Annotated in this window: 22 protein-coding genes; 13 read left to right on the forward strand and 9 right to left on the reverse strand. The window is 70.0% G+C overall.

Annotation, left to right across the window (positions count from 1 at the left end; all coding sequences use genetic code 11):
- Window positions 1–141: 141 nt before the first annotated feature.
- From BLA15945_RS07485 to BLA15945_RS07495, 3 genes are all read right to left on the reverse strand, one after another.
- Entirely contained in the window at window positions 142–2,535 is a 2,394-nt protein-coding gene (locus tag BLA15945_RS07485; protein ID WP_174991933.1) for a c-type cytochrome, read from the reverse strand.
- Window positions 2,525–3,028, reverse strand: a complete 504-nt coding sequence (locus tag BLA15945_RS07490) for a (2Fe-2S)-binding protein (RefSeq protein ID WP_174991934.1) — start codon at window positions 3,026–3,028, stop codon at window positions 2,525–2,527. Before BLA15945_RS07490 ends, BLA15945_RS07485 begins: the two co-directional genes overlap by 11 nt.
- A gap of 174 nt (window positions 3,029–3,202) precedes the next feature.
- Window positions 3,203–4,360 carry an FAD-dependent monooxygenase gene (locus BLA15945_RS07495; protein WP_174991935.1) on the reverse strand — a complete coding sequence of 386 codons (1,158 nt, stop codon included), beginning with the start codon at window positions 4,358–4,360 and terminating at the stop codon, window positions 3,203–3,205.
- Window positions 4,361–4,658: 298 nt separating this feature from the next.
- Here BLA15945_RS07495 and BLA15945_RS07500 point away from each other — a divergent pair, with 298 nt between their 5' ends.
- The 5 genes from BLA15945_RS07500 (at window position 4,659) to BLA15945_RS07520 (ending at window position 10,471) form a co-directional block, all read left to right on the forward strand.
- Window positions 4,659–5,411, forward strand: a complete 753-nt coding sequence (locus tag BLA15945_RS07500) for a maleate cis-trans isomerase family protein (RefSeq protein WP_059237153.1) — start codon at window positions 4,659–4,661, stop codon at window positions 5,409–5,411.
- Between the two features lie 27 nt (window positions 5,412–5,438).
- On the forward strand, window positions 5,439–6,269 hold the full coding sequence (locus BLA15945_RS07505) for an alpha/beta fold hydrolase (protein ID WP_059237154.1): 831 nt from the start codon (window positions 5,439–5,441) through the stop codon (window positions 6,267–6,269).
- A gap of 49 nt (window positions 6,270–6,318) precedes the next feature.
- Window positions 6,319–7,359 (forward strand): M29 family metallopeptidase, encoded by a 1,041-nt coding sequence (locus tag BLA15945_RS07510; RefSeq protein ID WP_059237155.1) that lies wholly within the window; start codon window positions 6,319–6,321, stop codon window positions 7,357–7,359.
- A 19-nt stretch (window positions 7,360–7,378) separates the two neighbouring features.
- The gene (locus BLA15945_RS07515) at window positions 7,379–8,032 is read left to right on the forward strand and encodes an isochorismatase family protein (RefSeq protein ID WP_174991936.1); all 654 of its coding nucleotides are present in this window, start codon (window positions 7,379–7,381) and stop codon (window positions 8,030–8,032) included.
- A gap of 153 nt (window positions 8,033–8,185) precedes the next feature.
- Window positions 8,186–10,471 (forward strand): xanthine dehydrogenase family protein molybdopterin-binding subunit, encoded by a 2,286-nt coding sequence (locus tag BLA15945_RS07520; protein WP_174991937.1) that lies wholly within the window; start codon window positions 8,186–8,188, stop codon window positions 10,469–10,471.
- 23 nt (window positions 10,472–10,494) lie between these two features.
- Here the strand turns inward: BLA15945_RS07520 and BLA15945_RS07525 are convergent, their stop codons facing one another.
- Window positions 10,495–10,941: a MarR family winged helix-turn-helix transcriptional regulator gene (locus BLA15945_RS07525; protein ID WP_174991938.1), complete on the reverse strand. Its 447-nt coding sequence runs from the start codon at window positions 10,939–10,941 to the stop codon at window positions 10,495–10,497.
- 535 nt (window positions 10,942–11,476) lie between these two features.
- On the opposite strand from BLA15945_RS07525, the gene BLA15945_RS07530 reads away from it, so the two are divergent.
- Both BLA15945_RS07530 and BLA15945_RS07535 read left to right on the forward strand, forming a co-directional pair.
- Complete coding sequence (locus BLA15945_RS07530; protein ID WP_059237159.1) at window positions 11,477–12,784, forward strand: MFS transporter; 1,308 nt, start codon at window positions 11,477–11,479, stop codon at window positions 12,782–12,784.
- Between the two features lie 276 nt (window positions 12,785–13,060).
- Window positions 13,061–13,825, forward strand: a complete 765-nt coding sequence (locus BLA15945_RS07535; protein ID WP_059237160.1) for a DUF4397 domain-containing protein — start codon at window positions 13,061–13,063, stop codon at window positions 13,823–13,825.
- Between the two features lie 64 nt (window positions 13,826–13,889).
- Here BLA15945_RS07535 and BLA15945_RS07540 read toward each other — a convergent pair whose 3' ends face one another.
- Together BLA15945_RS07540 and BLA15945_RS07545 are read right to left on the reverse strand one after the other, a co-directional pair.
- Window positions 13,890–14,384, reverse strand: coding sequence for a DUF3005 domain-containing protein (locus tag BLA15945_RS07540; protein ID WP_174991939.1), 495 nt, complete (start codon window positions 14,382–14,384; stop codon window positions 13,890–13,892).
- A 187-nt stretch (window positions 14,385–14,571) separates the two neighbouring features.
- Window positions 14,572–14,844: a hypothetical protein gene (locus tag BLA15945_RS07545; RefSeq protein ID WP_155627205.1), complete on the reverse strand. Its 273-nt coding sequence runs from the start codon at window positions 14,842–14,844 to the stop codon at window positions 14,572–14,574.
- Window positions 14,845–15,076: 232 nt separating this feature from the next.
- Between BLA15945_RS07545 and BLA15945_RS07550 the strand changes: the two genes are divergently transcribed.
- The 3 genes from BLA15945_RS07550 to BLA15945_RS07560 all read left to right on the forward strand — a co-directional run bounded on the left by BLA15945_RS07550 (window position 15,077) and on the right by BLA15945_RS07560 (window position 18,617).
- A complete protein-coding gene (locus BLA15945_RS07550; RefSeq protein WP_174991940.1) occupies window positions 15,077–16,627 on the forward strand; it encodes an NCS1 family nucleobase:cation symporter-1 in 1,551 nt (516 codons plus the stop codon).
- Between the two features lie 24 nt (window positions 16,628–16,651).
- The gene (locus tag BLA15945_RS07555; RefSeq protein WP_048025762.1) at window positions 16,652–17,380 is read left to right on the forward strand and encodes an aspartate/glutamate racemase family protein; all 729 of its coding nucleotides are present in this window, start codon (window positions 16,652–16,654) and stop codon (window positions 17,378–17,380) included.
- Between the two features lie 61 nt (window positions 17,381–17,441).
- Complete coding sequence (locus BLA15945_RS07560; RefSeq protein WP_174991941.1) at window positions 17,442–18,617, forward strand: LysR family transcriptional regulator; 1,176 nt, start codon at window positions 17,442–17,444, stop codon at window positions 18,615–18,617.
- A gap of 60 nt (window positions 18,618–18,677) precedes the next feature.
- Here the strand turns inward: BLA15945_RS07560 and BLA15945_RS07565 are convergent, their stop codons facing one another.
- Window positions 18,678–19,619, reverse strand: a complete 942-nt coding sequence (locus tag BLA15945_RS07565) for an AEC family transporter (protein WP_059237163.1) — start codon at window positions 19,617–19,619, stop codon at window positions 18,678–18,680.
- 107 nt (window positions 19,620–19,726) lie between these two features.
- Window positions 19,727–21,298: an MFS transporter gene (locus BLA15945_RS07570; protein ID WP_174991942.1), complete on the reverse strand. Its 1,572-nt coding sequence runs from the start codon at window positions 21,296–21,298 to the stop codon at window positions 19,727–19,729.
- A gap of 100 nt (window positions 21,299–21,398) precedes the next feature.
- On the opposite strand from BLA15945_RS07570, the gene BLA15945_RS07575 reads away from it, so the two are divergent.
- Both BLA15945_RS07575 and BLA15945_RS07580 read left to right on the forward strand, forming a co-directional pair.
- On the forward strand, window positions 21,399–22,277 hold the full coding sequence (locus tag BLA15945_RS07575) for a LysR family transcriptional regulator (protein ID WP_059237165.1): 879 nt from the start codon (window positions 21,399–21,401) through the stop codon (window positions 22,275–22,277).
- 176 nt (window positions 22,278–22,453) lie between these two features.
- Complete coding sequence (locus tag BLA15945_RS07580) at window positions 22,454–23,440, forward strand: ABC transporter substrate-binding protein (protein ID WP_174991943.1); 987 nt, start codon at window positions 22,454–22,456, stop codon at window positions 23,438–23,440.
- Window positions 23,441–23,462: 22 nt separating this feature from the next.
- Here the strand turns inward: BLA15945_RS07580 and BLA15945_RS07585 are convergent, their stop codons facing one another.
- Window positions 23,463–23,837: a phage protein NinX family protein gene (locus BLA15945_RS07585; RefSeq protein ID WP_059237166.1), complete on the reverse strand. Its 375-nt coding sequence runs from the start codon at window positions 23,835–23,837 to the stop codon at window positions 23,463–23,465.
- Window positions 23,838–24,154: 317 nt separating this feature from the next.
- Here BLA15945_RS07585 and BLA15945_RS07590 point away from each other — a divergent pair.
- Window positions 24,155–24,584, forward strand: a 430-nt coding sequence (locus BLA15945_RS07590) for a glycosyltransferase family 2 protein (RefSeq protein WP_174991949.1), incomplete at its 3' end; no start/stop codon positions are given.

The following is a 24,584-nucleotide window of genomic DNA, read 5'->3' on the forward strand; positions in this document are numbered from 1 at the left end:
TTCAGTGAACACATTGTTTCGAATGGTTAAACGATGGCCGGCTCAGGCAAGATTTACAGCCCTCGTCGGCCGCCGTTCTCGTCCTGCAGGTCATTTCGCCCTGCCCGCACGCCGCGCCGGGCGTTCAGGCCGGCGCGACGCTCAATGCGCGCCCGCCTGCCGGATCCGCGCCGATGCTTCCGCCAGGTTCCGCCACGCCGGCTGCCCCGGCGCGTAGCGCGCCCGGATGTACGCGGCAAGCTCGGCCATCTGGCGGTCGTCGAACGCGTCGCCGAAGCCCGGCATGTAGCCGAGCCCGTCGGTGGCCGGCTGGTCGATCCCGTGGTGCAGCACGCGCAGCAGGTTGTCCGGCGTCGCCTGGCTGACGCTCGTGTTGAGCCCCATCAGCGGGCGCACGCCGAAATGCCCGACACCGCCCGATTCCGCATGACAGACCGCGCACGCCGCGTCGAACGCGCGGCGGCCGTTCTCGAGGCCGAGCGTCGCGACGGATTCCGCGCCGCGCGCCTGGCGGGTTGCCGCGTCCGCAGCGACGGCCGCATCGACCGGCGGCGACAGCGACGCCAGATAGTGCGCAATCGCCTGGACATCGGACTCGGGCAGCGCCGCGAGCCCCGCGACGACGGGCGCCATCGGCCCGGCCGCGACGCCGTGCTGCGCCGAGAAGCCCGTGCGCAGATAGTCGAACAGCGCGCCTTCGGTCCACGGCACGGGCGAGGCCGGCGACGCGACGAGCGGCGGCGCGGCCCATCCTTCCGCTTCGCCGCCCGACAGGTAGGCCAGGCCGCCCTTCTCCGCGCCCAGCGCGTTGCGCGGCGTGTGGCATGCGCCGCAGTGCCCGGCGCCGTCGACCAGGTACTTGCCGCGATTCCACATCGCGGAGCGCGCCGGATCCGGCGCGAACGGCCGCGTGTCGTGATACAGCCAGTTCCAGCCGGCGACGAGACGCCGCTGGTCGAGCGGGAACGGCAGTTTCGTCTTCGGCGGCACGTGCTTCACCGCCGGCTGCGACATCAGGTACGCATAGAGCGCGAGCAGGTCGGGCTCGCTCAGCTTCGCGAATGCCGTGTACGGAAATGCCGGGTACAGGTGCGTGCCGTCGCGCGAGATGCCTTCGCGCATCGCGCGTGCGAACGCCGGATACGACCAGGCGCCGATGCCGGTTTCCGGATCGGGCGTGAGGTTCGTCGTGTAGATCGTGCCGAACGGCGTATCGAGCGCGAGCCCGCCCGCGTTAGTCGCGCCGCCGGGCGCCGTGTGGCACACCGCGCAATCGCCGGCGAGGGCGACCTGGCGGCCGCGTTCGAGCATCGCCGCGCTCCACATCGCGCCATCCGCGCCGCCGGGTGCAACGGGCGTGATCGGCGCGGGGCCCGGCAGGATCGCGCACGCCAGCCCGATCAGCCCGCCGACCACGCCGCCCGCGCCACCGCCTGCCAGCCAGCGGCGCCAGCGCGACGTGCGGCGCGGGGCCACGTGCAGCCCGTCGCCGGCATCAATCGGCACCGGTTGCGCAAGCGCCGCGCGAATGTGCGCGGCATCGAACGGCGGCGCACGAAAACGCACGCCCGTCGCGTCGTACAGCGCGTTGGCAATCGCGGCCGCGGCCGGCGCCGCCGCCTGTTCGATCCGGCGCGCATCGTGCACGGACAATTCGCCGTGCGCACGGTGCGCCGCCGCGTCGAACGCCACCAGTTCGTGTGCGATCGCGTCCGGCCGCGCGCCGGCCCCGGTCTCGTCGTGCGCGGGCCGCGCGGACAACCGGGCGCCCAGCACCCGCGAAACCGCCGCCTCGATCTGCCACGCGGGCAAGCCGGCCATCGACGCGCCGCCCGGCTCGCCGGCGCCCTGCCCGGCCACGACGCGTCGCACCGCGACGTCGCCCGTCGCGCGATCGACGTCGAGATCGACGACCCAGGCGGTCCAGTGCGGGTCGCCGTCATCGCGGATATCGCCGGATCGGGCAGCGGGCTCGCCCGCGGGCTCGCCATCGAACGCAAAGCCGCGGCCGCTGACCCGCGACGGCGCATTCGCGCGGGCCGCGACCGGTGCGCCCCATGCGGCGCGTTCGCTGACCATCCGGATCGTCTCGCGCGGCCCCGCATCCCGCGCGGCATCGAGGTGCTGCAGCCGCAACGCGACCGGGTCGCGTCGCAACGCGCCCGCGAGTTCGTCGACGAACGATTCGCGGGCAAACACGTGCGCGTGACCGGGAATCGCGCCGTCGGCATCGGCCAGTTCGACCGACGTCTGCGCATGCCGGTAGACGAACGGCGACGCAGAGCCGGCATCCGCCGGTGCCGCCGCCTCGCGAGACTCGTGCGTGCCCGCGCCGGCCGCCTGCGCGCGATAGCGCCAGGTCGTCATCCGCCCGTCGGGCGCGGTCCGCGTTTCGATCTCGAACGATGCGTGCGCGGGCGCATCGCCGATCGGCCATTCGTAGCGTGCGCGGTGCGCGCGCAATGCGTCGGCGGCAGCGTCATCGCGCGTATCGAGCGCCGCAGCGTGCGCCGGCAGGCCCGCGTCATGCTTCATCGCCGTCTCGCAAATAGCGTGCGGCGCGATGCACCGCGCGAATGATCTCCAGATGCGTGCCGCAGCGGCACAGGTTGAAACGCAATGCATCGCGGATCGTCGCATCGTCCGGCGCGGGATTGCGGTCGAGCAGCGCCTTCGTGCTCATGATCATCCCGTTCAGGCAGTAACCGCATTGCGCGGCCTGCTCGTCGATGAACGCGCGCTGGATCGGATGCGGCGCGTCGCGCGATCCGAGCCCTTCGAGCGTCGTGACGTCGCGCCCGTTCGCGGCGGCGGCCGGCACGACGCACGAACGCGTGGCCTGCCCGTCGACCAGCACCGTGCACGCACCGCACTGCCCGAGCCCGCAGCCGTATTTCGGGCCGTTGAGCGCGCAGTCGTTGCGCAGGACCAGCAGCAGCGGCGCGTCGGGCGCGGCCTCGTCGAAGCGGCGCGGCGTGCCGTTCACGCGAAACGCCAGCGGCCGCGACGGAGAAGCGGGATGGGACATGAATGGGATCCGGAATGCGGCGTGCGGGCCGGGGGGCGGCCGGCGGCGGGCACTGCCGCCGGCTGGCACCTGCCGGCGCACGCCCGACATTAACACGCCGAAATGCGCGCGTACCCGCGCGCCTCGATCCCCGCGCCGGCACAACGCCAGCCCGGCGCGGGCGCCGCGGGTGCGTCAGGCCGCGGCCGCCACGTTGCTGCGCGACGGCGCCACGAGCGGCACATCGAACACGTCGTAGCCGAACACCCACGACGGATCCTCGTTCGTGCGCAGCCACGTGTTGTTGTGCGACACGAGCTGCACCTTCGACGCGCGTGCCGCGCGGTTCGCCTCGTACAGCGCGAACGCGCCCGCATAGTCGCCGATGCCGACTTCGTCGAGGCAGCGCGCGAGCATCGCGGCATCCTCGATCGCCATCGCCGCGCCCTGCGCCATGTGCGGCTTCATCGGATGACATGCGTCACCGAGCAGCACGAGACGGCCGCGGCTCCACAACGGCAGCGGATCGCGCTCGAGCAGCGGCCACTTGGTGATCGACGGCGAAACGTCGATCAGGTGCTGGATGTCGGCATGGAAACCCGCGAACGCCTCGCGCATCTCGTCGCGGCTGCTGTCGACCATCGACACGCCCTCGGGCCACTCGGCCTGCGGCACGCCCGTCACGTAGTAGTACTCGTCGCGCTTCTCGGTCACGTAGTAGACCATCATGTGGCGATCCTCCGACCACCACTTCACGCACATGTCGTACGGCTTGTTGCCGAGCAGCGACGCCGGGAACACCGCGCGGTGCGCGACATAACCCGTGTAGCGCGGCGGTTCCGCACCGAGCAGGTGCTCGCGGATCCGCGAGTTCACGCCGTCCGCGCCGATCGCGATGTCGGCCGTCTCGACGCTGCCGTCGGTGAACGTCAGGCGCACCGCGTCGCCGGTGTCCTCCACTGCCGCGAGCCGCTTGCCGAAGCGGATCGTGCCGGGCGTGACCGCCTGCGTCATCAACGCATGGAAATCGCCGCGATGCACGGTCAGGTAGCTCGCGCCGTAGGCGTTGCGCGCGTAATCGCCGAGCGGAATCTGCGACAGCACGTCGGCCGTCTGCCAGTCGCGGCTGTACCAGAAATCCGGATGCGAACCCATCGTCTCCAGCGCGTCCTCGCAGCCGATGCGCCGCATGATCTTCATCACGTTCGGGCCGAGATGGATGCCCGCGCCGAGGCGCGAGAACGCGGGCGCCTGCTCGTACAGCGCGACGTCGTAACCGCCGCGCTGCAACAGTGCAGCCGCGGCCGTGCCGCCGAGACCGGCGCCGATGATTGCGATACGGGGTTTGCTCATGCGGATCTCCTGATCGTGGGCCCGTTGCCGAACGCCGCACGGATACGGGCGGATTGAATGGCGTTGATATAGCGTACACACTCAATTTATTCAGGACAAGCGGATTGTTTGTCGCCGTCCCGGCATTCGGGAAAACACCAATAAATCCTCAATTCACCCCGTAAACAAACAGCAAATCCCTGTTTAACCTCATTTTGATCCATTGCCATTTTCAAATGTACACACTAGACTTTGCTCGACATCTGGCGGTTCCGCACCCGCGTGCCGCCCCACCCTTACCGACACGGAGCCTCCCGTCATGAGCAAGACCTACCGCATCGGCCAGATCGTGCCGAGTTCCAACACGACGATGGAAACCGAGATCCCGGCGATGCTGCGGCTGCGCGAAACGATCCGCCCCGAGCGCTTCACGTTTCATTCGAGCCGGATGCGGATGAAGAAGGTCGTCAAGGAAGAGCTCGCGGCGATGGATGCCGAATCCGACCGCTGCGCGATGGAGCTGAGCGATGCGCGCGTCGACGTGCTCGGCTACGCGTGCCTCGTCGCGATCATGGCGATGGGCCACGGCTACCACCGCGTGTCGCAGGCGCGCCTGACGAAGCACACGGCCGACAACGGCGCGCAGGCGCCCGTGCTGACGAGCGCGGGCGCGCTCGTCGACGCACTGAAGGTGATCGGCGCGAAGCGCATCGTCGTCGTCGCGCCGTACATGCTGCCGCTCACCGAACTCGTGGTCGACTACATCCGCAACGAAGGCTTCGACGTGCTCGCCTATCGCGCGCTGGAGATCCCCGACAACCTCGACGTCGGCCGCCACGATCCGGCGCGCCTGCCCGGCATCGTGAAGACGCTGCCGTACCAGGATGCCGATGCGATCGTGCTGTCCGCGTGCGTGCAGATGCCGTCGCTGCCGGCCGTCGCGCAGGTCGAGGCGATGACGGGCAAGCCGGTCATCACGGCCGCGATCGCGACCACCTACGCGATGCTGCGCGAGCTCGATCTCGAGCCCGTCGTGCCGGGCGCCGGCGCACTGTTGTCCGGCGCGTACTGAGCGCGGCCCTACCGACGGAGTCCATTCATGTCCTCGACATTCCTGTACGGCGCGAACATCCGCGCGAACGGCATCCGCCAGCATTACCTGCGCTACGGCGGCGCTTCAGGCGCACGCGCGTCGCGCCCGGCGATCGTGCTGATTCCCGGCATCACGAGCCCCGCGATCACGTGGGGCTTCGTCGGCGAAACGTTCGGCGCGGCATTCGACACCTACGTGCTCGACGTGCGCGGCCGCGGGCTGTCGGACGCGTCGCCAGCGCTCGACTACGGCCTCGATGCGCAGGCGGACGACATCGCGGCGCTCGTCGCGGCGCTCGGCCTGCCGCGCACGAGCCTCGTCGGCCACTCGATGGGCGCGCGGATCGCCGCGCGCGCGGCCCGGCGCGACATCCGCGGGCTCGCATCGGTCGTGCTCGTCGATCCGCCCGTATCGGGCCCGAACCGCCGCGACTATCCGGGCAAGCTGCCGTGGTACATCGACTCGATGGCGCTCGCACGCGCCGGCACGGACGCCGAAGGGATGCGCGCGTTCTGCCCGACCTGGACCGACGCCGAACTGCAGTTGCGCGCCGAATGGCTGCACACGTGCGACGAGCGCGCGGTGCGCGCAACCTATGAAGGGTTCCATGCCGACGATTTCCATGCGGACGCCGCGCAACTGGCCGTGCCGTCGCTGCTGATCACGGCCGAACGCGGCGACGTGGTGCGCGACGACGACGTCGCCGAACTGCAGCGCGCGACGCCGTCGATGCGGCACGTGCGCGTGCCCGATGCCGGCCACATGATTCCGTGGGACAACGCGGCGGGCTTCTACGCGGCGTTCGGCGACTTCCTCGGCGCGCCGCTCGCGGCCTGACCGCGCGGCGCCCGCCCCCTTTTCCTTCACGCCTTTACCGGAGCCGACGATGCCAGTCAGCGATACCCAACTGATCGACGCGTGGAAGCAGGTCCTCACGCTGTCGCGCCTCGAACCGGGCCAGACCGTCACGATCCTGACGAGCGCGGCCACCCACCCGCAGACGCTGTCGTGCGCGCTGATCGCCACGCAATCGATGGGCGCGATCGTCAACCGGCTCGACCTGCCGCCGGTGAACGGCGACAAGGCGTTCAGCCGCGACCCGCTCGCGTATCTCGGCACGACGCCGCTGACCGGCAACAAGGCCGCGATCGCCGCGCTGCGCGAAAGCGATCTCGTGCTCGACCTGATGACGCTGCTGTTCTCGCCCGAACAGCACGAGATCCTGAAATCGGGCACGAAGATCCTGCTCGCGGTCGAGCCGCCCGAAGTGCTGGTCCGGATGGTGCCGACGCTGGCCGATCGCACGCGCGTGCTCGCCGCCGCAAAGCACATCGCCGCCGCCCGCGAGATGCGCGTGACCTCGGCGGCCGGCACCGCGCTCGTGTGCCCGCTCGGCGAATTCCCGCCGACCGCCGAATACGGTTTCGTCGACGCGCCGGGCCGCTGGGACCACTGGCCGAGCGGCTTCGCGCTGACCTACCCGAACGACCGCACCGCGCGCGGCACGATCGTGATCGATCGCGGCGACATCCTGCTGCCGCAGAAACACTACGTGAGCGAACCGATCGCGCTGACCGTCGAAGGCGGGTATGCGACGCGCATCGAAGGCGGCGTCGACGCCGACCTGCTGCGCGACTACATGGAAACCTTCGCCGACCCCGAGGGCTATGCGATCTCGCATATCGGCTGGGGGCTGCAGCCGCGCGCGCGCTGGTCGACACTCGGGCTGTACGACCGCGAGGCGACGATCGGGATGGATGCGCGTGCGTTCGAAGGCAACTTCCTGTTCTCGCTCGGACCGAACAACGAAGGCGGCGGCAACCGCACGACTACCTGCCACATCGACATCCCGCTGCGCCGCTGCACGGTCGAACTCGACGGCGCAACCGTCGTGCGCGACGGCCGCGTGACCGACCAACCCGCCTGACCGACGAGCCCCCGACACCATGAACGAACTTTCCCGTCACGCCGAAGCGAACGTGTACCGCCAGCAGGGTTTCGGCACGCCGCTGCCGCCGCACGGCAACATCGGCCTGCTGATCGTCGATTTCGTGGTCGGCTTCGCCGATCCGGCGACGTTCGGCGGCGGCAACATCGCGCCGGCGATCGCGCGCACGACGCATGCGCTCGCGCTGGCCCGCGAACGCGGCTGGCCCGTCGCGCACAGCCGCATCGTGTATGCGGACGACGGCAGCGACGACAACGTGTTCTCGCTGAAGGTGCCCGGCATGGCGACGCTGACCGAGCACCATCCGAACAGCGCGATCGTGCCCGAGCTCACGCCCGCGCAAGGCGAACTCGTCGTGCGCAAGACCGTGCCGTCGGCGTTCTTCGGCACGCAGCTGGCGCCGTGGCTCGCGCAGCGCGCGGTGCAGACGCTGCTCGTCGCGGGCGCCGTGACGAGCGGCTGCGTGCGCGCGAGCGTCGTCGACGCGATGTCCCACGGGTTCCGCCCGCTCGTGCTCGCCGATTGCGTCGGCGATCGCGCGATCGCGCCGCACGACGCGAACCTGTTCGACATGCAGCAGAAATACGCGGCCGTGATGCCGCTCGACGACGCGATCGCGGCGATCGACGCGGTACAGGCCCGCGCGCGCTGAGTCGCGACGGATCGCGGGCGGCGCATGTGTCGTGCCGCCCGCGATTGACGCTGCGCTTTTGGCGGCCTAGATTGGCTTCACGCGCGCCGCCGCCCGAACGCTCCCCGACGCCACCGCCCGCCGGCCGCGCCGCCCCCGACAGGACATCTCCCCGTGAACCGCTCCGAACTGCTCGCGCGCGACGGCTGCCTGACCGTGATCCGGCCGCCCGCGCCGCCCGTCAAACCGGCCCCCGGCCAGCCGGGCAGCCTGTCGTCCTACGTACCGGCCCTACCGGAAGTCTTCGTCGCGATTCTCGACGACGGCCGCATCCTCGCATTCAACGGCCACGTCGATCTCGGCACCGGCATCCGCACGTCGCTCGCGCAGATCGTCGCCGAGGAACTCGACGTGCCTGCCGCGCGCGTGACGATGGTGCTCGGCGACACGGCCGCGACACCGAACCAGGGTCCGACCATCGCGAGCGCGACGATCCAGATTTCCGCGACGCCGCTGCGCTGCGCGGCCGCGCAGGCGCGTCACGCGCTGCTGGCGCTCGCCGCCGAACGGTTCGGCGTCGATGCGGCGCGGCTGGCCATCGACGATGGCGCGATTTCGGCCGATGGGCAGGCGATCACGTTCGCCGCACTCGTCGCCGCGCAGCGGATCGCGCTGATGCTCGACCTGGACACCCGCACGAAGGACCCCGCGCACTACCGGATCGTCGGCCGCTCGTCGCCGCGCGTCGATTTGCCCGCGAAGGCGACCGGCCAGCTCACGTTCGTGCACGACATGCGCGTGCCGGGGATGCTGCACGGCCGCGTCGTGCGGCCGCCGTATGCGGGCCACGACAGCGGCGCATTCGTCGGCACCTCGCTCGTCGACGTCGATCGCGCGTCGGTGGCCGACGTGCCGGGGCTCGTGGCCGTCGTCGTGCTCGGCGATTTCGTCGGCGTCGTGGCCGAACGCGAGGAGCACGCGATCCGCGCGGCGCGCCAGTTGCGCGTGACGTGGCGGCCGCTTCCCGCGCTGCCGCCGCTCGACGAGCCGGCTGCCGCCATCGCCGCCGCGCCGGCCAGGCGCCGCGTGCTGCTCGACGAAGGCGACGTCGATGCCGCGCGAACCCGGCCCGATACGATCACGCTGTCGCGCACCTATGCGTGGCCGTTCCAGATGCACGGCTCGATCGGCCCGTCCTGCGCGCTCGCCGACTATCGCGAAGCGGGCGACGGACGGATCACCGTGTGGTCCGGCACGCAGAACCCCGTGTCGTTGCGCTGCGACCTCGCAACGCTCGTCGCGCGCGACGAAGCCGACCTCGACGTCGTACGGATGGAGGCGGCCGGCTGCTACGGCCGCAACGGCGCCGACGACGTATGCGGCGACGCGCTGCTGCTGTCGCGCGCAGTCGGCCGCCCGGTGCGTGTGCAGTTGTCACGCGCGGACGAGCATCTGTGGGAACCGAAAGGCGCGGGCCAGTCGATGCAGGTAACGGGCACCGTCACGCGCGACGGCCACCTGCTCGGCTATGACTTCACGACACGCTATCCGTCGAACGACGCGCCGCTGCTCGCGGCGCTGCTGACCGGCGCGATCGCGCCCGAGCCGCGCGTGTTCGAGATGGGCGACCGCACGGCCGTGTCGCCGTATGCGAGCCCGCATCGCCGCTTCGTCTGCGAGGATCTCGCGCCGCTCGTGCGCGCGTCGTGGCTGCGCGGCGTGTCGGCGTTGCCGAACTCGTTCGCGCACGACGCATTCGCCGACGAATGTGCGGCATTGACCGGCATCGATCCGCTCGCGTTCCGGCTACGCCACCTGCAGGACCCGCGCGCGATCGAGCTGCTGCAGGCCGTGGCCGAGCGCGCGGGCTGGACGCCGCGTGCGCCGCGCCCGCCGCGCGAACGCGACGGGCCGCGGCTCGCACGCGGCCGCGGGATCGCCTATGCCCGCTACGTGCACAGCCGCTTCCCCGGGTTCGGCGCGGCGTGGTCGGCGTGGATCGTCGACCTGAGCGTCGACCGCGTATCGGGCGAAATACGCATCGAACGCGTGACGGTCGGCCAGGACACGGGCACGATGATCAACCCGGATGGCGTGCGTCACCAGATTCACGGCAACGTGATCCAGGTATTGAGCCGCACGCTGAAGGAGCGCGTGCGGTTCGCGGACGGCAAGGTCGCGTCGCGCGAATGGGCAAGCTACCCGATCCTGACGTTCGCGGAAGTACCGGATGTCGATGTCGTGCTGATGCCGAGGCAAGGCGAACCGCCGCTCGGCGCGGGCGAATCGGCGTCGGTGCCGGGCCCGGCCGCGGTCGCGAACGCACTGTTCGATGCCACCGGCGTACGGTTCTACGCGCCGCCTTTTACACCCGAAACGGTGCGTGCCGCATTGCGCGAGGCCGGCCGGTTGATGCGCGCCGACGAGGCAGGCGCATCCGTCGCGGCGGGCGCGGCGTAGGCCGCGCCTGCGCCGCTCGCGCGTCACGCGTCGCCGTCGTCTTCCATCATCTTGCGCAGCAGGAACTGCAGCGCGACCCGTTCGCCCGGATTGAGTGCGCCATACGTGCGCTCCGTGACCTGCCGCGCAAACGGCACCGTGCGATCGATCAGCGCGAGGCCGGTCGCGGTCGCGCGCACGATCAGCTTGCGGCCGTCGTTCGGGTCGGGCAGCACCTCGATCAGTGCGCGCGTCTTCAGGCGCTCGACGACGCCGCGAATTGTCGCCTGGTCGATCGCGGTCGCCTTGACGATGTCGTTCAGCGAGCACGCCTGCTGCTCCTTGACCGCGCAGAGCGTGACGAACTGCGCAGCCGTGAGGTCCGAATCGGGGATCGCTTCCTGGAAGATCGATACGTGCCGCTGATACGCGCGGCGCAGCAAATGCCCGACCTGGTCGTGAAAGTCGTAGGAATCCTTGGAAGACGCCATGAAAGTGCAGGCCCGCGCCGCAGGTAGGTGAAAGACAAGCAGTGTACACCCTCAAATCAGCGCGGCCGGCGGCCGGGCGGCCGCGTCATTGCGGTGCATCGGGTTTCGCTGCGCCGCGCAGGCAACGCACCCGACGATCGCCTGACAGACGGGGATCGTTCGATCGCGACGCCGACGTGACGGCCTGCCGCGCACGTTCGCGGCGGCTGTCGCACACGCATTCGAGCGCCGCCGGATGCTTTCGCGCACACACTTCATTTTTGAGCGCATACGCACGAATTTCGTGCATGCGCCGACGCCAGCTCCGATCTTTTCAGCGTGCACTCCATATCGACAAAATCCCCTTCATAAACGCGGTTTTTATCGCGCAAACGCTTTCCTCAAGCTGACCGGATTCATGCCTGTGCGATTCGGTATTTTCTAGTGTGTACGCTATTTAATTGCCGTGATATACAGACTCCGGTGCGCAGCGGAACCTCCGCACGCGTCGATCGAGCCACCCATTCATCCGTCACACTCGAACAGGGGCAGTCCCATGTCTACCGCACACCCGAGCGCCGCCGTTTCCCCCGACGACGCGCTGCACGGCACTCTCTATCGCAAGGTCACGCTACGCCTCATCACCCTCTTCTGCCTGTGCTACTTCGCGGCCTATCTCGACCGCATCAACATCGGCCTCGCGAAGCTCCAGATGCTCGACGCACTGAAGTTCAGCGATACCGTGTACGGCCTCGGCGCCGGCCTGTTCTTCGGCGGTTACATCCTGTTCGAAGTCCCGAGCAATCTGGTGCTGCAACGTGTGGGCGCGAAGCTGTGGATCGCGCGGATCATGATCACGTGGGGCCTGCTGTCGGGTGCGACGATGTTCGTGCACACGCCGATGCAGTTCTACATCGTGCGCTTCCTGCTCGGCGCCGCCGAAGCCGGCTTCCTGCCGGGCGTGCTGCTGTACCTGACGCAGTGGTATCCCGATGCGCGCCGCGCGCGGATCGTCGCGCTGTTCATGGTCGGCCTGCCGCTGTCGAGCATGATCGGCAGCCCGATCTCCGGCTGGATCATGCGTGCGTTCGACGGCGCGCACGGGCTCGGCGGCTGGCAGTGGCTGTTCCTGCTCGAAGCGCTGCCGTCGGTGCTGCTCGGCTTCGCGGTGCTGCGCTGGCTGCCCAACGGCATCGAATCCGCGCAATGGCTGAACGCCGACGAGAAGCGCACGCTGCGCGCGAACCTCGACGCCGATCCGTCCGGCAACAAGAGCCACGCGCTCGGCAAGGCATTCTCCGATCCGAAGGTGTGGGCGCTCGGCCTGATCGACCTGTGCGTGCTGCTCGGCCTGTACGCGGTGAGTTTCTGGCTGCCGACGATCCTGCGCGACACCGGCGTGAAGGACGCGTATCACATCGGCTGGCTGATGGTGATCCCGAATGCCGCCGCCGTGCTCGCCACGCTGTACTGCGGCGCCAGCTCCGATCGCGCGCGCGAACGCCGCTGGCATATCGTCGTACCGTTCACGGTGTCGGCCGTCGCGCTGGCGGTCGCGGCTTCGTCGTCGCACGGCACGCTCGGCACGATTCTGCTGTTCTCGCTGATCAACGCAGGTGCGGCCGCCGCGATGCCGGTCGTCTGGGCATTGCCTTCGACGTTCCTGAAGGGCTCGGCTGCCGCCGGCGGGATCGCGTTCGCATGCTCGATCGCGAACCTCGGCGGGTTCGGCAGCACCTATTTCATCGGCTGGCTGCGCGACACGTTCCACTCGCAAAGCGCGGGGCTGTATGGGTTCGCTGCGTGCATGCTGGTCGGCTGCGCACTCGCGCTCGCGTATCCGGCCCGGCTCGTGAACCGCTGAGGCCGCGCGGCGCTGTCGTTTTTACAACCGCGCCGCGCGCGCGGTCCGCCCCGCCGCTCGTCCTCTCGCGCACGCCGCCGCACCGGCGCGTGCGCGCGTCCCGCCACCGCCCCGCCGTCGTTCATCGTCTCCCGCTGCGCAGGCACATCGCTTGCGTCATCCACGCGCCCGCCGCCCCGGCGGTCGACAGCCTTCCCCCAACCGGCGCTGCACACTGCGCGAACGCTCGCGCGGCGGTCCTGCATCGCCAGCAGGTTCCCTGAACGAGAGGACGACATGAAATCAATACGAACGATGGTGGCCTTGTGCTCGGTTATTGCCGTGCTCGCGGCATGCGGCGGCGACGGCAACGACGTCGGTACCGAACTCGGCATCTCGAAGCCGCAGGCACGCTTCATCAACGCGGTGCCGGCCGGCCCGAACCTCGACTACTACCTGAACGCGAAGATCGACCAGTCGGGCGTCGCCTACAAGGGCGTGACGCGCTATCACGACGTCGATTCGGGCACGCAGACCGCGAGCTACGACGTCTCGGGCACGACCACGACCATTGCGTCCCAATCGTTCGGCGCAGCGAACGGCCACCACTACACGACGATCGCGCTGCCGAGCACGACGTCGCTGATCTCCATCGTCGACGATCCGTACGACAAGGGCCTGCTGTCCGACAAGGCGCGCGTGCGCAGCTTCAACGCGTCGCCGAATGCGCAGAACGTCGACGTGTACGTCGTCCCGCCGGGCACCGACATCACGACGCAAAGCCCGACGATGGCGGGCGCGGCGTACCAGAACGCGGTGCCGGCCACGACGCAGGATTCGATCTACCTGAACGGCGGCAGCTACCAGGTGATCGTCACGACGGCCGGCAGCAAGTCGCCGATCCTCAAGACCGCGCCGGTCACCATCAACAACAACGCCGACTGGCTGCTCCTGACGATTCCGTCGGGCGGCGTCGGCGACGTGACGCCGAACGACATTCACGTGCTCGTCGCGCAGGGCAACGACGCCGATTCTTCCGCGCAGGAACTCGGCCCGCAGTAAGGATAGCGAACGGTCGCGGTGGCCGGCGCGATCGGGCCGGCCACCGCGACCTCGCACACCGGCATCAGTCGTCCCGCTCGAAGCGGATCACATGCTCGGCGCGCGTGCCGTCGCCGCGTTCGATATCGACCTCGCCGACACGGCGCACGCGCCAGCCCGGCCGCGTCGCGATCTGCGGCAGGTTGCCGGACGGCCGGCTCTCGATCCCGCCGAGGCCTTCGTCCGGCGTCTCGACCGCTTCGTCGAGCGACGCGTTCGAGTAGATCACGTTGTCGTGCCACTTCGACGCGCCCGCAGCCGCTTCCATGCCCTTGCCGTCGACGTCGACGGTGCTGTCGGTCATCGCCATGTTCGCGTTGTCGAGCGTCGGGATCCGGGCAGCCGCGCGCCGCACCGGGTCGCCGCTGCCGACCGCCTGCGTGCCGCGCTCGATCGGCGGCAGGCCGGTCGGCGTCTTCGCGGCGATGGCCTCCGGCGTCAACGGGCGCCGGGCCGTCGCGGGAGGCCCGGAATCGGCTGGCGGTTGCTTCGGGTCAGGGTTCGATTGATCGCTCTGCATCGCACCTCCTTGTCCGGCCGGCATGCGCCGGTCCGTGAATCGCTACATCGCTCCTTGCAAATCTTTCACGCGCCCGGCCGCGCGCACACACGCCGGCCGGCGCACGTGCCCGGCCGGCACGGCACTCGAAAAAGCGGGCAGACCGCCGGTACGCAACCGGCGCGCCGCCCACCCGGCCAACCGCGCATCAGCCGCCGCTTGCACCGCCCGGCGCGGAGGCCGCACCCGGCATGCTCGCGCCGCTGTCGGCGCTGCTGCCGGCCGCGCCGCTGCCCGGCGTGCCCGGTGCTGCGGTGGACGGCGCGGCCGACATGCCGCCCGTCGCGCTCGAATCGGAACTCGCGCCGCCGGCGCTGTCGCTGTCGCTCTTCTTCTGGCAGCCCGCACCTGCCGCCAGCCCTGCAATCAGGATGCCGGCGAAGACGGCTCGCGATACATGACGAAAGGAATATCGCTGCATGACACCTCCGCTGATGTCGATGTGGATGGAGCCCGCTTGCGAGCAATTTGCGTGCCGCGCCCTGCCGCTGCTGGCCGACGCCTTCCATTCATTTTTCAAATGACGCCCAGCCGAATATTTAATTTCCCATGACCGTGGCCGCCACCCATACTCGCGAACAAATCCGAGACATAACGTCCACGGCGGCCGGGCCGGCGCTGCGTACACACGCTGCCGGTTTCGCGCCCCGCACATGGAAGGAGACAACGGCGTGCAACTGGAAGCCACCCACCGCCCGGGCATCGTGCTCGGCGCGGACGACGCATCGTATCGAACCGATTCGGCCACGCGCGACCCTGCGCTGAGCCCGCGGCTGCACAATCCCGACCTCGCGCCGACCAAGACCGAGGGCCGGACCTGGGGCCGCTACAGCATCTTTGCGCTGTGGACCAACGACGTACACAACATCGCGAACTACTCGTTTGCGATCGGGCTGTTCGCGCTCGGCCTGTCGGGCTGGCAGATGCTCGCGTCGCTCGCGATCGGCGCGGTGCTCGTGTACTGCTTCATGAACCTCACCGGCTACATGGGCCAGAAGACCGGCGTGCCGTTCCCGGTGATCAGCCGGATGAGCTTCGGCATCTACGGCGCGCTGCTGCCCGCGATGATCCGCGCGGTGATCGCGATCGCCTGGTTCGGGATCCAGACCTATCTCGCGTCCGTCGTGCTGCGCGTGCTGCTCACGGCGATCTGGCCCGGCCTCGCTGCGTTCGACCAGAATGCGATCTTCGGGCTGTCGACGCTCGGCTGGATCACGTTCGTCGCGATCTGGCTCGTGCAGATCGGCATCCTCACGTTCGGGATGGAGATGGTCCGCAAGTACGAGGGGCTCGCCGGCCCGGTGATCCTCGTGACGACGCTGTCGCTCGCCGCATGGATGATCAGCCGCACGGGCGGCCATCTCGCGATGTCGATCGGCAAGCCGATGACCGGCTTCAGGATGTGGACGGAAATCTTCGCGGGCGGCTCGCTGTGGCTCTCGATCTACGGCACGCTGGTGCTCAACTTCTGCGATTTCGCCCGTTCGTCGCCGAGCGCGAAGACGGTGCGCGTCGGCAACTTCTGGGGCCTGCCGGTCAACATCCTCGTGTTCGCGACGATCAGCTTCGTGCTCGCGGGCGCGCAGTTCAAGCTGAACGGCCACATCATCCACAGCCCGACGGAAATCATCGCGACGGTGCCGAACAAGCTGTTCCTCGTGCTCGGCTGTCTCGCATTCCTGATCGTCACCGTCGCCGTGAACATCATGGCGAACTTCGTGGCACCGGCGTTCGTGCTGACGAGCCTCGCGCCGCACCGCCTGTCGTTCCGCCGCGCGGGCCTGATCAGCGCGACGATCGCCGTGCTGATCCTGCCGTGGAACCTGTACAACAGCCCGATCGTGATCGTCTACTTCCTGTCCGGCCTCGGCGCGCTGCTCGGCCCGCTGTACGGGATCATCACGGTCGACTACTGGCTCGTGCGCAAGCAGCGCGTGAACGTGCCCGACCTCTATACCGAAGCGCCGGGCGGCGCCTATTTCTACACCCGCGGCGTGAACCGCAAGGCGCTCGCGGCGCTCGTGCCGTCCGCGCTGATCTCGATCACGCTCGCCGTCGTGCCGGCCTTCAGCGCGATGACGCCGTTCTCCTGGCTGCTCGGCGCGGCCATCGCGGGCAGCGTGTACTGGCTGCTGGCCGATCGCAAACGGCACTACGAAGAGCGCTCGGGCGAGCACATCGCGGTCGCCTGCGCGCAACACTGACACACACGCATACGGAGAGCCCCGATGAGGATCCTGGTAGTCAACGTCAACACGACCGAGTCGATCACCGACGCAATCGCCGCGCAGGCGCAGGCCGCCGCCTCGCCCGGCACGGAGATCGTCGGGCTGACGCCGCGCTTCGGCGCGGAATCGGTCGAAGGCAACTTCGAGAGCTACCTCGCGGCGATCGCCGTGATGGATCGCGTGTTGAGCTACGACGAGCCGTACGACGCGGTGATCCAGGCCGGCTACGGCGAACACGGCCGCGAAGGCCTGCAGGAACTGCTGACGGTACCCGTCGTCGACATCACCGAAGCCGCCGCGAGTGTCGCGATGCTGCTCGGCCATCGCTACTCGGTCGTCACGACGCTCGATCGCACGGTGCCGCTGATCGAGGATCGCCTGAAACTCGCCGGGCTCGACGCACGCTGCGCATCGGTGCGCGCGAGCGGCCTCGCGGTGCTCGAACTGGAAGAAAATCCGGCCCGCGCGATCGAGTCGATCGTCGGCCAGGCGCAGCGCGCGGTGAAGGACGATCACGCGGAAGTGATCTGCCTCGGCTGCGGCGGGATGGCCGGCCTCGACCGGCAGATCGAGGAATGCACGGGCGTGCCGGTCGTCGACGGCGTGTCGGCCGCGGTCGCACTCGCCGAGTCGCTGGTGCGCCTGAAGCTGAAGACGTCGAAGGTCCGCACGTACGCGCCGCCGCGCCCGAAGCGGATCGTCGGCTGGCCGGGAACCTTCGCAAAATGACGCGCCGCCGGCCGGCAGTCGCGTCGCGCGCGGTCACGGGGGCGCCGGGAGGCGTATCGGCATGCGGGACCCGCTAGACCCGGCCGCCCTGCCCCGCGGCGCGGCCGACGCCACGGGCGCGCTCGACGTGCTCGACGCACGGCTGATGCGCATCCTGCTCGTGCTGCTGACCGAGCGCACCGTATCGCGTGCGGCCGTGCGCCTGAACATGTCGCAACCGGCGACGAGCGCGGCGCTCAAGCGGCTGCGTACGCTGCTCGGCGATCCGCTGCTGGTGCGCAGCCGTTACGGGATGGTACCGACCGAGTTCGGCGCGCGGCTGATCGAGCCGCTGCGCAACGCGCTGCGCGTGATCGACTTCATCCGCATCCAGCAGCCGACGTTCGACGCGCGCACGTCGGTGCGCACCTACCGGATCGGCTGCCCCGACTACCTGAACGTGCTGTTCGTGCCGAAGCTCGTCGCGCTGTTCCGCGAGCGCGCGCCGGACGCGCAGCTCGTGTTCCATCCGCTCGGCGACGGTTTCGACGACGAGCGCGCGCTGGCCGACGGCGAACTCGACGTCGTGATCGACAACCGCCCCGCACGCCAGTCGCGCTTCCGGCAGGACGACCTGTTCGACGACCGCGTCGTGTGCCTGATGCGCGCGACGCATCCGCTCGCCAGGCGCGGCGCGATGACGGCCGCCGATTTCGCAGCCGCGCCGCAGCTGTGCCCGACGCCGTCGTGGCTCGAAGCATCCGGCGCGATCGACCGGCAGCTCGAACGCGTCGGCCTGCAGCGGCGCATCGTCGTCACGCTGCCGCACTTCGAACTTGCCGCGCATGCGCTCGTGCGCACCGACATGATCCTCACCACCACGTACCGGCTCGCGCGGCACTATGCGAAGCTGCTGCCGCTCGCTGCGGTCACGCTGCCGGCCGAACCGCCGGACATCGTGTACCGGATGACGTGGAACGAATCGGGATCGTGTGCCGAGGGCGTGTGCTGGCTGCGCGGGCTGATCGCGCAAGCGACGCACGCATGGCTCGACGCCGAGGCCAGGTTGCCGGCCGTTACCGCAGTAGCCGCTGCCGGTTCCGACGCGGATGCCCGGATGTCCACGCCGCCCGTCGCCGACACGCCGGAGCCCGCACGGCGCACTCGCCGCCGACAGGCGACGCATTGCCGCGCATCGCACCCGGCGCGCGTCGCGCACGCGGCACGCATCCATCGCATCGCGACGAAGCCGCACTGACCGGCGAGCCGGCTGACGGCGATGCGCTGACAGGCTGCAAGATCGCAGCCGCGTGCCGCGTCAGACGTGTCGCGCCAGCACGAGCAGCACCGACAGCGAAACGATCGATCCGAGCGTCGACAGCAGGATCGTGCGCGACGTCACCTGCGCTTCGCGCCCGTAGAATTCCGCGAGCATGTACGGCCCCGTGCCGGTCGGCAACGCGGCGAGCACGACGGCGATCTGCGCGAGCACGGGCGGCATCGCGAACACGCGCACGCCGAGCCACCATGCGAGCGCCGGCTGGACGAACAGCTTCACCGCCGTCAGCGCGACGCTGCCGCGCGCCGCGGTACCGGCCCCCTCGCGCTTCTCCGCGAGAAACAGCCCGAGGCTGACCAGCGCACACGGGCTTGCGGCCGCCCCGAGCAGCTTCAGGAAGGTCTCGACGGGCGCAGCGAGCGGCACCTGCGCAGCCGACACGCATACGCCGACCAGCGGCGCGACGATCAGCGGGTTGCGCAGCAGCGCGCCGGCCACCTTCCACATCAGCTTCAGCGGCGCGCGGTCGCGCTGCAGTCCGATCTCGATCAGCACGATCGCACCGGCGAACAACACGCATGCGACGAGAATGGTCGCGATCGTGGTCGGCGTGAGGCTGCCGGGACCGAACGCCAGCAGGCACAGCGGAAAGCCGAGATAGCCGGTGTTCGGATAGGACGCGGCGATCGCATCGATGCTCGCATCGGCCAGCCCGCGCCCCGCGAACAGGCGCCACGCGAGCACGCCGCCGAACACGAGCGCACAGGTCAGCGCGAATGTCGCCACGAACGCCGGCTGGTAGAGCTGGTGCCACGATGCGTGCGCCATGATCTGGAACAGCAGCGCGGGCAGCGCGAGCCACACGACGAACCGGTTGAGCTCCGACGCTGCGGCCGGCCCGAGTACGCCGCGCCGGCGGCACAGGAACCCTGCCGCGATCAGCCCGAACACGGGCAACAGAATCTCGATCGTCGATGACATCTTGAATACGCTGCGTGAAACCGGAACGCGCCAGCTTAATGGTTCCGTGAAAGCCCGTCCAATACGCAGCGCATGCACGCCGGCCCGTCACTCCCCGTCACTCCCCGTTACGCGCCATCGCGCATCGGTTGCGTAAGCAACTTGTATGCTACGACGGCCGCGCCGAGCGCGAGCACGCCGCTCATCGTCAACGCATCGGCGAACCCGCTCGAGAACGCGACGGGGGCCGCCCGCGCCAGCGTGCCGGCGGCCGACGGCGGCACGCGGCCGAGCGCCTGCGCCAGATCGCCGGCCAGCAGGCTCGACATGAACGGCGCATCGGCGAACGCGCGCAGGCCGGGCGTGGCCGACAGCAGGTCGTCGAGCCGCGCGTGCGTGCTCGCCGCCAGCACCGCGCCGAGCACGCCGACGGCCGTCACGATCGCCGAGAAGCGCGTCGTCGTGCTGATGCCCGACGCCATGCCGGTGCGGTTCGGTGGCACGCAGGCCATGATCGCCTTCTGCGTGTCGCCGTTCATGATGCCGGCGCCGCACCCCGTCACGAACATGCCGATCGCGACGAGCCGGTAGTCGCCGCTGGCCGTCAGCGCCGCGGTCACCAGGTTGCCCGCGCCGATCAGCGCGAGCCCGCCCGCCAGCACACCGCCGGACGACACGCGCGCGGCCAGCGCCGCGCCGAGCGACGGGCCGGCGATCATCGCGAACGCGAACGGCAGCATCCCGAGCCCCGCATCGATCGCCGACATGCCGAATGCGTTCTGCAGGTACAGCGGCAGGAACGTCATCATCACCTGCGCGCACGCCGCATACCCGAACATCGCGAGCACCGCGCCGACGAAGCGCGGCTGGCGAAACAGCGCGAGATCGATCATCGGCCGCGCCTGCCAGCGCTCCGCGCCGATGAACGCCGCCAGCAGCGCGGCGGCGAGCGCGAGCCGGCCCAGCGTCGCGGCCGACAGCCAGCCGTGCGACGGTGCGCCGATCAGCGCCGCGATCCCGCAGGCGAGCGCCGCACCGAACAGCAGGCTGCCGGCGGCGTCCACGCGTTTCGCATGCGGATCGTTCGATTCGTCGATCGCGACGCACGCGCCGGCCGCCAGCAGCAGGCAGACGGGCAGGTTCAGCAGGAACACCCAGCGCCATCCGATCCATTGGGTAATCGCGCCGCCGACGAGCGGCGCGATGGCCGTCGCGATCCCCATGCACATGCCCCAGATCGCCCATGCGCGCGCCCGGTCGCGCCCGTCCGGAAACCGGTTCGCGATCACGGCAAGCGCCGCGGTCAGCAGCAGCGCGGCGCCGCCGCCCTTCACGGCGCGCGCGGCGATCAGCCAGCCGGCCGACGGTGCGATGCCGCAGCCAAGCGACGCGAGAAAGAAGAGCGCGAGCCCCGTGAAGAGCATCCGCTTGCGCCCGAAGCGATCGGCGAGCCCGCCCGCCGGCAGCAGGCACGCGGCAAACGCGGTCATGTACGCGCTCACGACCCATTCGATGTCGGCGAAGCTCGCGTGGAAGCTGCGCGCGATGCTCGGCAGCGATACGGCCACCACGTTCGTGTCGAGCACGATCAGCGAACAGGTTGCGGACGCGACGGCAAGCGTCGCGGCGGCCGGCAGGCGGGCGCCCGCGCGCGGGGCGGCAGCCGCGCCCGTACGCGACGCCGGTGAAGACTGGGACATCGGCAACTCCGGAACAGGATCAACGAGCCGTATGCTAGGCTTGCCCGGTGTTGCCTGTCATTGACACTTCCCAGCTGTTTTATTAACGAAAACTGCAATCATGGACCGGCTCGAATTCCGTCACGTACGTGCGTTCCTGAGCGTCGCGCAGCACCTGCATTTCGCGCGCGCGGCCGAAGCGCTGGACATGGCGCCGCCCGCGCTCACGCGGCAGATCCAGGAAGCCGAGCGCGTGCTCGGCGTGCGGCTCTTTCACCGGTCGCGCCGCGCAGTCACGCTGAGCGCGGCCGGCGAGGCCTATCTCGCCGAAGCGAGCGCCGCATTCGAGCATCTGCAGCGCGGCCGCGAACTTGCCGCGCTCGCCGAACGCGGCGAACTCGGCCGGATCGAGATCGGCTACGTGTCGTCCGCCGTCTATTCGGGCACGCTGCAGCGCACGGTCGGCGCGTTCCGCGCCGCGCACCCGCGCATCGAACTGAACCTGCGCGAGGTGCCGATGGACGACGTCGCAAACCAGCTCGACGCGGGCCGGCTCGATCTCGCCTACGTCCGTCCGCCGCTGCCGCTGCCCGGCGGTCTGCGGATCGTCACGCTGCAGCGCGACGTGTTCGTCGCGGCCGTACCGGCCGATTCGCGCTACGCGGCGATGACGGCCGTCCGCGCGGCCGATCTCGCCGACGCACGCTTCGCGGTGCCCGAACAGGAACGGGGCACGCTCGAAGTCGCGCGCCGCGGCCGCTTCGCACCGGTCATCGCCGCGCGGCCGGGCGGCCTGCTCGCGGTGCTCGCGTGCGTGTCCGTGAACGGCTGGGTCGCGGTGATTCCCGATGCGCTCGCCGGCTGCGTGTCGTTGCCGGGTGTCGTGTACCGGCCGATTGCCGGCAAGCCGATCACGTCGGAGCTCGCGCTCGCGCACCGGCGGTTCGAAAAGGCGCCCGCGGTGCGGGCATTCCTGCGCACGGTTCCGCCGGCCGCCTAACGCATCCGCACGACGCATCCGCGACAGCGCCCGGGCGCCGGGCCGTTACCGGCCCTAGCGGGGCTCGCCGCGCGAATATGCATTTCACGATTCGATGTTTGTCGGCCGGAAACCGATTCCGTAACCTGCCCGGCAGCCGCGCCGCACGGGCGCGGGTTACCGAGGACATGCCGCCGATGAATCGCTCTTCCGCTGCAGCGCGCCGCCGCGCGCTGCAGCGTCTTGCCGCCCTCGCCGCCGCGCCGCTCGCGGGCGGCATCGCACTGCCCGCCCGCGCGGCCGGCACCGACCTGTCGAGCGTCACGCTCGTGCTCGGCGACCAGGCCGGCGGCCTGCGCGCGCTGGCCGAAGCCGCGCGCGTGCTGGACGGCACGCCCTACCGGTTCCGCTGGGCCAATTTCCAGGGCGCCGCGCCGCTGTTCGAGGCCCAGCGCGCGGGCGCGATCGATCTCGCCCCGGCCGGCGACCTGCCGGTACTGACGGCCGCGCTCGGCGATCCGTCGTTGCGGATCGTCGCGACGCGGGTCGGCTCGTCGGCGTCGCTCGGCATCGTCGTCCAGCCCGACTCGCCCATTCGCACGGTGGCCGACCTGAAAGGGCAAACCGTCGTCGTGTCGTCGGCGCGCGGCAGCATCTCGCAATACCAGTTGTACGGCGCGCTGCGCGAACACGGCCTCGCCCCGCGCGACGTCGACGTGCGCTTCGTGCTGCCCGTCGATGCATTCGCCGCGTTCGAGGCGAAACGGATCGGCATCTGGGCCACGTTCGACCCGTATTACGGCCATGCAGTGCGACGCGGCGCACGCATCGTCCGCGACGGCAGCGGCATCAATTCGGGGCTCGCGTTCCTCACGTCGCCGGTCGAGACGCTGAACGACGACGCGAAGCGCGCGGCGCTCGCGGACGTGCTCGCACGGCTCACCCGCGCCGGCCAATGGGCGCTCGCGCACCCGGCCGACTACGCGAACGTCTACGCGTCGCTCACGCGCCTGCCGCCCGACGCGGCGACCGACATCGCCCGCCGGGCCGCGCTCGCGCAGCGCAGCCTCAGCGGCGCCGACATCGACGTGCTGCAGCGCGTCGCCGATCGCGCGGCGGCGGACGCGATCCTGCCACGGCGCGTCGACGTCGCGTCGATTGCGGTCCGGAACGTGTCGTCCTGAGCGCTGCCGCGCGTGGCGGCGTTCAGCGCGGCAGCGCCATATCGAGGTCCGGCAGGTCGTCGCCGAACGTCGACGCGACGAGCGTGCGCATCGCGGCGACCAGCAGCGTCGGCCCCGACTGGTTGAACGTGCAGCGGTCGCCCGCGGCCGGCACGGCCCGGTGCAGCACGGCACGCCATGGCCCCCGCCCGCCGTCGCGCTCGAACGCGTCGAACGGCAGCCGCTCGACGATCGGGCCGCCGTCCGCCCAGGACGACGATGGCGCGAACGGCGTCGGCACGCCGCCCGCCACGCGAATCGACGTGCATCCGGACGCGTCGGCACGCGGGGCGTCGTGGCCTTCCGCGATCGCGACCCAGTAATCCAGCGGCCCGCCGGCCAGTTCCTGAACTTGCATAACCCTCTCCGTCACCGTCATTCCAGTCGACATGCTAACCGTTGCGCCCGCACGCGTAACCGCCCCGGGGACGGCGCTGCAGCGCCCCGCCGGCGGCCGGCCGCATCGCTGAAACCCCTCCCCCCGCACAAACCCGCGCACCCTGTCACCTGCGCGTCATTCGTGCGTAGAATGATCTGACGGCTGCCCGCCCGGCCCGCGGCCAGCCAGCCAGACCATCACAAACACAAACGCGCGCCGATCCGGACCCGTTTCCACAAGTTCGGCGACAACAGGACCAGACAATGCGGCGCAGACCGGATCTCACAGGGGGACGTATGTCCAGGCACACCCTGAAGCCGTTGGTATCGCTCGTCGTGCCTTTTCACGACGAGGCGGAAGCGATCGATGCATTCTTCGCGACCACCCTTCCCATCCTCGAATCGGTCGGCACCGCGCGCTTCGAAATCGTTTGCGTGAACGACGGCAGCCGCGACGGCACGCTGGACAAGCTAATCGACATCGCCGCCGGCGATCCGCGCGTGCGCATCGTCGATCTCACCCGGCGCTTCGGCAAGGAGGCCGCGCTCACGGCCGGCATCGACGAAGCCGCCGGCGCGGCCGTGATCCTGATCGACGCCGACCTGCAGGATCCGCCGGCACTGATCCCCGCGATGCTCCAACGCTGGCACGCCGGCGCCGAGGTCGTCGCCGCGAAGCGCACCGACCGCATGTGCGATCCGCTGATGCAGCGCGTGGCCGCCGCAC

Source organism: Burkholderia arboris, assembly GCF_902499125.1.
Lineage (GTDB): Bacteria > Pseudomonadota > Gammaproteobacteria > Burkholderiales > Burkholderiaceae > Burkholderia > Burkholderia arboris.